Below are 11,147 nucleotides of genomic sequence, written 5' to 3'. Positions count from 1 at the left end.
CAGGAGCAGATTGCTTTAATTTTCAGTAGGTTGCAGCGGCAAACGAAACAGATTGGGGAGGATTCCCCAGCGGCTTTCCCCGAAACGGGGGGTGGGTTGCGGGTGCTCGTCACAAGATTTTCAGTGCCTGGGAGATCGAGCGCCGCGCGGGCGGCGCTCGATCTCACTGGCACCGACAATGTAGTGCCGGACACATGTTAGCCATGACTCCAACCTCTCGCCCTACACCCCACAGCCAACAAAGCCAACAAAGCCATCACCTGTAAGACATTTCTGAACATGAAACCAAATGCTTCAGAATGAACCCGCTTAGGAATTATCCTACGCGCGCTGCCGAACTATCGCTGTTGTCGGGGAAACACCTCACGGATAACGTTTCCGGGTCGCTCCGGTGACCGGGCATGAGAACCCGACAGATAAGCTAGCAGCACCTCTATGGTGGCCGTACGTGGGCGGGCTTTCGCCTGGCCGGGTCTTTGCTAGCTTCTTCTCGGCTTTCTCACACCCGCGTACGGCTGCCACCTTCAATCCATGAGAAAGATTCAGGTGGTAGTTCCATTCCTCTAAGTAGAAGCTGGAATTACATAATGAAAAAGCTTGTCCCCGACCCACCCGTCAAACTGACGTCCCGCCCCTTCTACACCATCAACCAGGACATGCCCTCGGTTGACGCTCTGATCCACTCCCTTCAGCTGATGTCTGGCATCGAAGATACGCTGGACGAATTCATCTGCGCCAACGCCGGCGAGCCCGGCATCAATATGTTGGTCAATGCGGTGCATCATGTTCAGATGACCAAGGCCCTGACAGAGTTGCTGTTCCACCGGCAGGCCGGGGATATCACCTGGCATTGAAGTAGAGTCGACTGGCCTCATCGCCCGGCAAGCCAGCTCCCACAGGTACAGCATTGCTCTCGAGGTTATCGCTGTACCTGTGGGAGCGGCCTTGTGTCGCGATGGGGCGCGCAGCGGCCCCAGGATCTTGGCTGCGGTGCGGATATCGCTGGGGCCGCGTTGCGGCCCGATCGCGACACAAGGCCGCTCCTACAAGGGGTCTGCGCAGTCCAGGGGATTGATGTCACCCAACCAGGGCGCGTACGCAGAAGTACAGGATCGACGGGCCCATCAGGCAGCCCAGCCCGGTATGGAAGGCGGCTGTCAGCGCCCCGTACGGCACCAGGCGCCGGTCGGTCGCCGCCAGCCCGGCCGTCACCCCCGACACCGTCCCCGCCAACCCGCCGAACACCATCGCCGAACGTGGGTTGTCCAGCGCCAGCAGGCGCGCCGATACCGGGGTGAACACCATCACCAGGATCGCCTTGATCAGCCCGGTGGCAATCGACAGCGCCATCACGTCCGAGCTGGCCCCCAACGCTGCCCCGGTCACCGGCCCGACGATATAGGTCACCGCACCCGCACCAATGGTGGTCATGCTCACCGCATCACGGTAACCGAAGGCGTAGGCCACCGCAGCGCCGACAATGAATGGCAGCACCGTGCCGAGCAGCAGCGCCACCGCGCCGATCATCCCGGCCCTGCGCGCCTCGGTGGCCTGCACCTCGAAGGCCGTGGCGACAATGGCGAAGTCGCGTAGCATGGCGCCGCCCATCAGGCCGATGCCGGAGAACAGCGCCATGTCGGCCAGGCCTTTCTGGCCACCGGTAATGGTGCCGCCGACCCAGGCCAGCACCAGGCCGATGACGATGGCGATGGCCGAGCCGTGCACGCGGCCGAAGGTCAGGTACTTCGACAGCACCACCGACAACCACATGATCGCGCCCACCACCGCAAAGGCAGTGATCAAACCGTTATGTTCCAGGGCATTTTCAATGATCGGCCACATGATCAACGCCCTCCTGCAGGGGCGGCCTGCACATTGCTTTCGGGGCCGGCCTCCACTGCCGGCAGGGGTTCGCCGCGGTGGCTGCGGCTGATCAGGGCAATGGTCGCACCGCACACCAGTACCGCACCCACCGCCGCCAGCAACGCCACCGGCCCGCCGTGCAGGGCGGTGACCACGTTCTGTTGGGCAGCCATGGCCACCACCACCGGGATGTACATGGCGCCCCAGAAGCCCACGCCGAACTCGCATTCCTTGCTCATGCCGCCGTTGCGGTGCATGTACAGGCGTGCGCAGATCAGCAGGATCATGGCGATGCCGACCCCGCCCACATTGGATTTGACGCCCAGCAGCACGCCCAGGAAGTCGCCGACGATGACGCCGGCAAGCGTGCAGACCGCCAGCAGTGCCACACCATAGATGATCATTGTTGTTGTCCTCAGGTAGTGTCGAAGTTGCTTGTTGTTGTTCTTCGTAAACACACTTTTGTGCGGCTTTTGCCCCCATGGAACTGAACTCTGTGGGAGCGGCTTTAGCCGCGAACACCGGCGCAGCCGGTGCCATGCACCGCGTTGGATTCTTCGCGGCTAAAGCCGCTCCCACAGGGGTCACCATCCGCCGCAGTGTCGCTGTCATCGTTCGTCGGCCACCTCCTGGCGCAGCAGCGCATCCAGGGTGTCCCAGCGGGTGCCTTCAACAGCAACCACCCTGCCCTGTTCGAACACCGGCCGGGCCAGCCCGCCGAGCACGTTGCCGGGCGGCAATTCCAGGTGCAGGCGCACGCCACGCTCATAGGCGTTGCGCAACGTAGCACGCCAGTCGACCACCCGCGCCATGTTGCCGGCCAGGTCGTCGCGCAGACGCTGTGGGTCGAATATCGGCCGTGCGCTGCTGCCGCTGAGGTAGGTGATGCGCGGTCGCTGCAGCTCGACCGTGGCGAAGGCACTGGCCAGTTCGGCCGCCGGGCCATCCAGCAACGGGCAATGCGACGGCACGCTGACCGCCAGGCGCCGGGCCACGCCCTGGCCCAGGCGGCGTGCCCTGGCGGCAACCGCAGCCATCGCGCCATCGCTGCCGGCGATGACGATCTGGTTGTCGCTGTTGAGGTTGGCGACATACACCTCGCCGCCCGTATCGCTCAGCAAGCGTTCGACACAGGCCAGGTCCAGGCCGCTGAGTGCGGTCATGCCGTAGCCTTGCGGATAAGCGCGCTGCATCAGTTCGCCACGCAGGGCAACCAGGCGCACGGCATCGGCAAAGCCCAGGGCGCCCGCCGTGACCGCCGCCGGGTAGGCGCCAATCGACAAGCCTGCCACGTAATCCGGCGCGGGGCTGCGCTGCATCAGCCAGCGCGCCCAGGCCACGCCAGCCAGCAGCAGGCACAGCTGCACGGCACGGGTCGTCTGCAGGGCCTGCTGGCTGTCCAGCGCCAGGGCCTGCTGGCCGAGGGTGTCACTGGCCTCTTCCAGCAATTGCCCGGCGCCCTCAGGCAGGCGCTGCAGCATGCCCACCTGCTGGGCGCCCTGGCCGGGGAAGGCGAACAGGCTGCTCATGCGGCACGCTCCATCGCTGCCCATGGGTCGCTGACCAGGCGTGGGCCATGGGCCGACTTGAGCAGCACGCGGCGGGCGCAGCCGGCCCACTCACGCAGGGCGACGGCACCCGCCGGGGTTTCCAGCTGCAGGTCGATTCGACAAGGCGCGCAATCGAGGATATCCAGCAGCTCACGCGCCTGCGCCCTGGCCAGCGGTTGTGGCGTGCGCAGCAGCAAGTCCAGGTCGCTGTCGGCGTGTACCACCTCCATACCAGTGGCGATCTGGTACCCCACCCCACCTGTCGGCCCCCAGGCCAGGCCGCTGGCATCCAGTACCGGGGCGACCGAGGCCAGGGCCTGCAATGCAGGCCAAGGGCTCTCAGCTTGCCAGCGCAGCGCTTCGGGGCCTTGCTGACACCGGATATCGGCCAGCCGCATCAGTACACCCGACCGCTGCGCCCTACCCTGGCCACGCAGCCCCACCGCCACCCAGCCGTCCGCACAGGTGGCACGGCGCACCACCACCGGCTGGCCGCTCAGCAGCACATCCTGCGCCCAACGCGGCGCATCAGCAGGCAGGCCCGATAGGGGCATGCCCCAGAGCAGGTCGTGCGGCCTTGGCGCGTTCATCTCAAGCGCCCTGCCACTGGCGGCGCAGCTGTTCGCGCACCTGGCGCGAGGCGCTGCGGTTTTCGCCCGCCAGCCGCGACGACAGGTCGCTCGAGCTGCCGATGTCGCGCACCGCATCAGCCAGGCAGGCACGTACCTGGGCGATGTCGGCACTGCTCGGCGTCTCGGCGTTGTCCACCGTCAGGCGGCGCCACAGCAGGCCCAGGGAGGCGTAGCTGGCCAGGTCGTAGGCCATCGGCGGCACCTCGGCGGCCAGGGCTTCCAGTTGCTCGACGCTGCGCAGGGTGATGCGCGCTGCCGCCGCCTTGCCCATGGCGTGCACCATGACCCCGGCATCATCCAGGGCGATCAGGCGCTGGGCCTGGTAACCGTGGGCCAGGAAGGCACCGGACATGGCCTTGCCGACCAGCAGGCCTATCACCGGGTGCCCGGCCAACCGCGCCTGGGCATAGGCCTGCACCGCAGCGGCCAAAGCCTGGTGAATTCCCAACGCCTCCTCACGGCGGCCATAGGCCTGGCTGGGCACGTCGATCACCGCGACGATGGCGCGCTTCTGACCGTGGCGGTCAGCCTCGACCGCTTCGCTCACGGCCTTGGCCAGGCCCCAGCCTTCCAGCAGGCCGACTTCGCCCGAGCGCGCCCGGGGGAACGGGTTGTCGGTGTCCGGCACCACGGCGATGAAACGCGCCAGGCGGTTGTCCAGTTCGCCATCGATTACCCGCAACGACGCGGGGTAGCCGGGCAAGGCTTGCCCACCGGCCAGGCCCGGCAGCCAGTTCAAGGCACGGTTCATTTGGCTTCTCCTTGGTAAAGGTCACGCACGGCAGCGGCATCCAGTTGCGTGCAGTCATCGCCCAGCCGGGCCAGGCGTTCGAGGAACCAGGCGTGTTGACCGGCGCGATCCCTTGAAGGCTCGTCGAGCAATTGCAGCAAGCGTTCGCGCAACGCCTCGATGTCATCGGCCACACAGGCATCGACCAGGCCGCTGGCGTGGCGCTGCTCGCCGCCAGTCAAGCTCCAGATGAAGGGGCGGTCCTTGGCGTCGTATTCACCGATGCCCGCTTCCTGCTCGATTACCTGCGGGCCGTTGAGGCCCAGGCGGGCTTCGCGGGTGACCAGCAAGTGGCTGCACAGGCCGGCGGCGATGGACATGCCGCCGAAACAGCCGACCGAACCTGCGACCAGGCCGACCACCGGCTGCCAGGCGCGCAGCTCGACAATCGCCGCCTGTATTTCGGCAATCGCCGCCAGGCCCAGGTTGGCTTCCTGCAGGCGTACACCGCCGGTTTCCAGCAGCAGCACGGCGCAGGTAGGGATGCCGTTGCGGTTGTCTTCGATGGCCAGTTCCAGCGCACCGGCGATCTTGGCCCCCCCCACTTCGCCCATGCTGCCGCCCTGGAAGCCGCCTTCGATGGCGGCAACCACAGCGTTGCGCCCGTTCAGCAGGCCCTTGGCGATGACCACGCCATCATCGGCCTGGGGCACGATGCCCTGGCGCGGCAGCCACGGTGACATCAGCCGGTCGAACGGCCCCAGCAGTTCACGGAAGCTGCCCGGGTCGAGCACGGCGCGGGCGCGCTGGCGGGCGCCCAGTTCGACAAAGCTGCGGCTGTGCAGCAAGCGCGCGATATCAGTCATGGGCGATCTCCTCGAAGCCTTGCTCCAGGCGCAGGCGCACCACGCCTGGGGTGGCGCCGAAATCATGGATGTCGATGTTCACGGCCGGCCAGGTGCGGCCCTCGAACAGGCGCTGGAACAGCTGCGCCCAGCGGGCAGCGCTGCCGTTGACCGAAGTCACCACCTGGATTTGCAGGCTACCGGCGGTGCCGGGTTCGATCAGCACTTCAAGGTCGCCGGAGCTGACGCAGCCCACCAGCGTGCGGCCACGCCCAGGGGCGGCGGCGGGGAATTGAAAGGTCAGGGTTTCCATGTCACAGGCTCCCGGCTTTGTCGAGGAACAGGCAGGCGGCCAGCAGGTCGGCGGCGCCGCCCGGTGAGGCATTCAGGTGCAGCAGGTGCTGGTCCAGCCGGCGCAGCTGTCGGCGCCCGGCCAGCGTGGCGCTGCCGCCTTCGCTCAGCACGCTACGGGCGCCTTGCTGGACGGCAGCCAGCCCGGTCGGGCCGCTGCGCCAGAGCACGCAGGTATCGTTGAGCACGGCCATGATCGCCAGCAGCGCGTCGAGCCGGGCGTGAGGTTCGCTGGCACCTGCGGCGCGGCTGCGCTGCAGTTGTGGCAGGCCGTGACCGATAACCGCCGGGAAACCTTGTTGCGCCTGTTCGCGGGCGCCGCCAGTGCCATAGCGGCGGCGTACCTGCAGGCCATGGCTGTCCTGGGTGGTCATGGCGGGGTCGTCGAACAGTGCGATGCGCCCGGCACGGGCAGCCAGGGTGTTGGTATCGGCCTGGGTGTCGAGGGCCTTGGATGCAACCAGCAGGCCGAGGGCCCAGATTGCGCCGCGGTGGGTGTTGACCCCACCGGTCGCGGCCAGCATCGCCGCCTCGCCTTCGCGGCCGAGCTGGCCCAGGGTGGCGCGCAGGGGCTGGCCGAGGGTGCCGATGGCCTGGGCGGCTTCGGCCATGTTGCGCAGGCATGGCCACAGGGCCAGGGCCGAGGCATGCATCAGGGTCAGGGTCATGTCGTGGTGGGCGCCATTGCCACGGCGGTCGACCAGGCCGGGTTTGGGGGACAGGTCGGCTTCGTCGATCAGGGCTTCCACGGCCAGGTCGGCCAGGTGATCGGCCAGGGGTAATTCGGTTGCTTGTGCTGGCCTCTTCGCGGGTGAACCCGCTCCCACAAGGATCGCGCAACTTCCAGATGCATCACTATTCCTGTGCTCGCGAAGAATCCCACGCGGTTGCAAGTCGAGTGCTTTCATCACCAGCTCCTGAACCGTGCAGGCGGGTTGTAGAGGCCGCCGGACCATTCGACCAGGTCGGCGATGCTGCGCGCGGCCAGCAGTTCGCGGCTGGCGTCGGTGCGGCGGATGCCGAGGTCTTCGGGCAAGGCGACCAGGCCTTGCTGGCGCAGGCGCTGAGTGTCCTTGGGGTCGTGCCGCAGGCCGATGGCGGTAACCCCGGCCACGGCGGCGATCATCTGCTGGCGCTCTTCCAGGCTGCGGGCCTTGTACAGGTAGGCAATGCCCTCCTCGGTAAGCAGGTGGGTGACGTCGTCGCCGTAGATCATCACCGGCGCCAGCGGCATGCCGGCTTTCCTGGCCACTTCCACGGCATCGAGGGTTTCCACGAAGGTGGGCTTGCCGCCTTCCTGGTAGGTCTCGACCATCTGCACCACCAGCTTGCGACCGCGTTCGAGCATGGTTTCCGGCACGGTCATGTCGAGCCAGGCCGGGGTCGCATGGCGCCGGCCACGGGGGTCGTGGCCCATGTTCGGGGCACCGCCGAAGCCGGCCAGGCGGCCGCGGGTCACGGTCGAGGAATGGCCATCGCCATCCACCTGCAGGGTGGCGCCGATGAACAGGTCGACGGCGTACTGCCCGGCCAGCTGGCACATCATGCGGTTGGAACGCAGCGAACCATCACGGCCGGTGAAGAACACGTCCGGGCGCTGGGCGATGTAGTCTTCCATGCCCAGTTCGGTGCCGAAGCAGTGCACGCTTTCCACCCAGCCGGTCTCGATGGCCGGGATCAGTGTCGGGTGCGGGTTGAGTGTCCAGTTGCGGCAGATCTTGCCCTTCAGGCCCAGGGATTCGCCATAGGTGGGCAGGATCAGCTCGATGGCGGCCGTGTTGAAGCCAATGCCATGGTTCAGCGACTGCACCTGGTGCTTTTCGTAGATGCCGCGAATGGCCATCATCGCCATCAGCACATGCACCGGCTTGATGTGGCGCGGGTCGCGGGTGAACAGCGGCTCTATATAGAAAGGGTGGTCGGCAACCACCACGAAATCGACCCAGGATGCCGGGATATCGACCCGTGGCAGGTCATCGACACAGTCCACCAGCTGGTTGACCTGGGCGATGACGATGCCGTCGCTGAACGCAGCCGGCTCCACCAAGGCCGGGGTGTCTTCGGTGCTGGGGCCGGTGAACAGGTTGCCGTTGCGATCGGCCATGAAGCCAGCCACCAGGGTGACGTTGGGGATCAGGTCGACCAGCAGCCGCGAGTACAGCTCGATATAGGTGTGGATGGCACCGACTTCGAGCAGGCCGTCTTCCAGCAGTTGGCCAATGCGCAGGCTCTGCGGGCCGGCGAACGAGAAGTCGAGCTTGCGGGCTATACCACGTTCGAACAGGTCCAGGTGCTCGGCCCGGCTGACGCTGGGCATGATCATGTGCAGGTCGTGCAGGCGCGCAGGGTCGACCTTGGCCAGCGCGCGGGAAAGGAAGTCGGCCTGCTTCTGGTTGTTGCCTTCGAGCACTACCCGGTCGCCGGGGGCCAGCAGCAGTTCCAGGGCTTCGACGATACGCTCGGTGGGCAGCACCACGCCGTCGGCGAGGTGGCGGACCCGGTCAAGGCGGCGCTGCTTTTCGGCGCGCCGCCGCGACCATTGCGGCGGTGGATTCTTGGTTGTTGTCATGGTGACTCCACGGGTTCGCTGTCGTGGGGTCACCTTAGGGCTGGGGTGGTGGGGGGATCAATCAAGCTACTGGCGCTTTCGTTACTGTCAGGTTAATGATCGGAGGGCGCTACCTGCGGGCAGGGCAAAAATGCACGATGCCCTTGCACAATTGTCGATTGTGCAAGGCAAATTCGCATGACAGGATCCTGCGATCCTCCAGCGAACTCCAGACTTCACTTGGAAAATCAATAACAAAGCAGGGAGAACGCAATGACTGCGCACGCTCATACCTCGGCAACCGACCATGTGCTGGCCGAGGTCCGCAACCAGATCGGCCATCTGACCCTGAACCGCCCCGCCGGCCTCAATGCCCTGACCCTGGACATGGTCCGCAGCCTGCGCCAGCACCTCGACCAGTGGGCCGAAGACCCGCACGTGCACGCCGTGGTACTGCGTGGCGAAGGCCCGAAAGGGTTCTGCGCCGGTGGCGATATCCGCTCGCTGCACGACAGTTTCAAGGCCGGCGAAACGCTGCATGAAACCTTCTTCGTCGAGGAATACGCCCTCGACCTGGCCATCCACCGCTACCGCAAGCCGGTGCTGGTGCTGATGGACGGCTTCACCCTCGGTGGCGGCATGGGCCTGGCCCAGGGCTGCGACCTGCGCGTGGTCACCGAACGCAGCCGCCTGGGCATGCCCGAAGTGGCAATCGGCTACTTCCCGGATGTGGGTGGCAGCTACTTCCTGTCGCGCATCCCTGGCGAGCTGGGCACCTACCTGGGGGTCAGCGGCAGCCAGATCCAGGCAGCCGATGCACTGTACTGCGGCCTGGCCGACTGGTACCTGGCCAGCGACCAGCTGGCAGCCCTCGACCAGGGCCTGGACCAGCTGCACTTCGGCGACCAGCCACTCAAGGACCTGCAGAACCTGCTGGCCAAGCTCGGCACCCAGGTGCTCGACGATGCGCCGCTGGAAAAACTGCGCCCGGTCATCGACCACTTCTTCGCCCTGCCCGACGTGCCCGCCATCGTCGAGCAACTGCGTGCGGTGAGCATTGGCGACAGCCACGCCTGGGCGGTAGCCACCGCCGACCAGCTGGAAAGCCGCTCGCCGCTGGCCATGGCGGTTACTCTGGAGATGCTGCGCCGGGGTCGCCACCTGAGCCTTGACGACTGCTTTGCCATGGAGCTGCACCTGGACCGCCAGTGGTTCCAGCACGGCGACATCATCGAAGGCGTGCGCGCGCTGATCATCGACAAGGACAAGCAGCCACGCTGGAACCCTCCGACCCTGGCCGCACTGCACCGCCAGCAGGTCGACCAATTCTTCGAAGGCCTGTGAGCCCGGGAGTACACAGATGCAAGACCTGGAACTGAGCGAAGAACAGATCATGATCCGCGACATGGCCCGGGACTTTGCCCGTGGCGAGATCGCCCCGCATGCCCAGGCCTGGGAAAAGGCCGGCTGGATCGACGATGGCGTGGTACGCAAGATGGGCGAACTGGGCCTGCTGGGCATGGTGGTGCCGGAAGACTTCGGCGGCAGCTACACCGACTATGTCGCCTACGCCCTGGCGGTGGAGGAGATCGCCGCCGGCTGCGGCGCCACCGGAGCGATGATGAGCATCCACAACTCGGTGGGCTGCGGCCCGCTGCTGGCCTACGGCACGGCCGAACAGCAACAGCAGTGGCTGCCACGCCTGGCCACCGGCGAGGTGATCGGCTGCTTCTGCCTGACCGAGCCACAGGCCGGTTCCGAGGCGCACAACCTGCGCACCCGCGCCGAACTGGTGGATGGCCAGTGGGTGATCAACGGTGCCAAGCAGTTCGTCAGCAACGCTCGCCGCGCCGGCCTGGCCATCGTCTTCGCGGTGACCGACCCGGAGCTGGGCAAAAAGGGCCTGTCGGCGTTCCTGGTGCCCACCGACAACCCGGGCTTCAAGGTCGATCGCAGCGAGCACAAGATGGGCATCCGCGCTTCCGACACCTGCGCGGTCACCTTCGACAACTGCCGCATCCCTGCCGCCAACATCCTCGGTGAGCGTGGCAAGGGCCTGGCCATCGCCCTGTCCAACCTCGAGGGTGGCCGTATCGGCATTGCTGCCCAGGCACTGGGCATTGCCCGCGCCGCGTTCGAGGCGGCGTTGGCCTACTCGCGTGATCGGGTGCAGTTCGGCAAGCCGATCAACGAACACCAGAGCATCGCCAACCTGCTGGCCGACATGCAGGTGCAGGTGAATGCCGCGCGCTTGCTGATCCTGCATGCCGCGCGCCTGCGCAGCGCCGGCAAGCCGTGCCTGTCGGAAGCTTCGCAGGCCAAGCTGTTCGCCTCGGAGATGGCCGAGCGGGTGTGTTCGATGGCGATCCAGGTGCATGGCGGGTATGGCTACCTGGAGGATTACCCGGTCGAGCGCTACTACCGCGATGCGCGGATCACGCAGATCTATGAAGGGTCTAGCGAGATCCAGCGGATGCTGATTGCCCGGGAGTTGAAGCACTACCCGCTTTAAAACCTTGCGCGATCCCTGTAGGAGCGGCCTTGTGTCGCGATAGGGCCGCATGGCGGCCCCAGCAATTTGTGCATCGAAGCTGACATCCTGGGGCCGCTTTGCGGCCCTATCGCGAC

General features: G+C 66.3%; 12 protein-coding genes. 3 read left to right on the top strand and 9 right to left on the bottom strand.

The features are described from left to right. The first annotated feature begins 587 nt into the window (after positions 1-587). Positions 588-854 carry a hypothetical protein gene (locus MJ643_RS02940; RefSeq protein WP_023662334.1) on the top strand — a complete coding sequence of 89 codons (267 nt, stop codon included), beginning with the start codon at positions 588-590 and terminating at the stop codon, positions 852-854. 223 nt (positions 855-1,077) lie between these two features. Here MJ643_RS02940 and madM read toward each other — a convergent pair whose 3' ends face one another. From madM to mdcA, 9 genes are all read right to left on the bottom strand, one after another. After that, complete coding sequence (madM, locus tag MJ643_RS02935; RefSeq protein WP_208209134.1) at positions 1,078-1,842, bottom strand: malonate transporter subunit MadM; 765 nt, start codon at positions 1,840-1,842, stop codon at positions 1,078-1,080. A gap of 2 nt (positions 1,843-1,844) precedes the next feature. Continuing rightward, positions 1,845-2,267 (bottom strand): malonate transporter subunit MadL, encoded by a 423-nt coding sequence (madL, locus tag MJ643_RS02930; protein ID WP_003258591.1) that lies wholly within the window; start codon positions 2,265-2,267, stop codon positions 1,845-1,847. A 204-nt stretch (positions 2,268-2,471) separates the two neighbouring features. Then, positions 2,472-3,392, bottom strand: a complete 921-nt coding sequence (mdcH, locus tag MJ643_RS02925) for a malonate decarboxylase subunit epsilon (protein ID WP_013972873.1) — start codon at positions 3,390-3,392, stop codon at positions 2,472-2,474. Then, a complete protein-coding gene (locus MJ643_RS02920) occupies positions 3,389-4,003 on the bottom strand; it encodes a malonate decarboxylase holo-ACP synthase (protein ID WP_038409729.1) in 615 nt (204 codons plus the stop codon). Before MJ643_RS02920 ends, mdcH begins: the two co-directional genes overlap by 4 nt. A 1-nt stretch (position 4,004) precedes the next feature. Further along, entirely contained in the window at positions 4,005-4,796 is a 792-nt protein-coding gene (mdcE, locus tag MJ643_RS02915; RefSeq protein ID WP_024087232.1) for a biotin-independent malonate decarboxylase subunit gamma, read from the bottom strand. Then, positions 4,793-5,641 (bottom strand): biotin-independent malonate decarboxylase subunit beta, encoded by an 849-nt coding sequence (locus MJ643_RS02910; protein ID WP_208209133.1) that lies wholly within the window; start codon positions 5,639-5,641, stop codon positions 4,793-4,795. Before MJ643_RS02910 ends, mdcE begins: the two co-directional genes overlap by 4 nt. Continuing rightward, entirely contained in the window at positions 5,634-5,933 is a 300-nt protein-coding gene (locus MJ643_RS02905) for a malonate decarboxylase subunit delta (RefSeq protein WP_024087234.1), read from the bottom strand. The genes MJ643_RS02910 and MJ643_RS02905 overlap by 8 nt, the downstream gene beginning before the upstream one ends. Before the next feature lies 1 nt (position 5,934). Continuing rightward, entirely contained in the window at positions 5,935-6,879 is a 945-nt protein-coding gene (locus tag MJ643_RS02900) for a triphosphoribosyl-dephospho-CoA synthase (protein ID WP_247726594.1), read from the bottom strand. After that, positions 6,879-8,540 (bottom strand): malonate decarboxylase subunit alpha, encoded by a 1,662-nt coding sequence (mdcA, locus tag MJ643_RS02895; RefSeq protein ID WP_038409731.1) that lies wholly within the window; start codon positions 8,538-8,540, stop codon positions 6,879-6,881. Before mdcA ends, MJ643_RS02900 begins: the two co-directional genes overlap by 1 nt. A 252-nt stretch (positions 8,541-8,792) precedes the next feature. Between mdcA and MJ643_RS02890 the strand changes: the two genes are divergently transcribed. Further along, complete coding sequence (locus tag MJ643_RS02890) at positions 8,793-9,863, top strand: enoyl-CoA hydratase/isomerase family protein (protein ID WP_038409732.1); 1,071 nt, start codon at positions 8,793-8,795, stop codon at positions 9,861-9,863. A gap of 16 nt (positions 9,864-9,879) precedes the next feature. Continuing rightward, positions 9,880-11,031: an acyl-CoA dehydrogenase family protein gene (locus MJ643_RS02885; protein ID WP_003258582.1), complete on the top strand. Its 1,152-nt coding sequence runs from the start codon at positions 9,880-9,882 to the stop codon at positions 11,029-11,031. Positions 11,032-11,147 lie beyond the last annotated feature (116 nt).

Origin of the sequence: Pseudomonas sp. PNPG3 (assembly GCF_023093815.1) — a bacterium.
GTDB lineage: Bacteria > Pseudomonadota > Gammaproteobacteria > Pseudomonadales > Pseudomonadaceae > Aquipseudomonas > Aquipseudomonas asiatica.
Note: the sequence above shows the minus strand (reverse complement) of the source record. Positions and strands in the feature narration are given on the sequence as shown.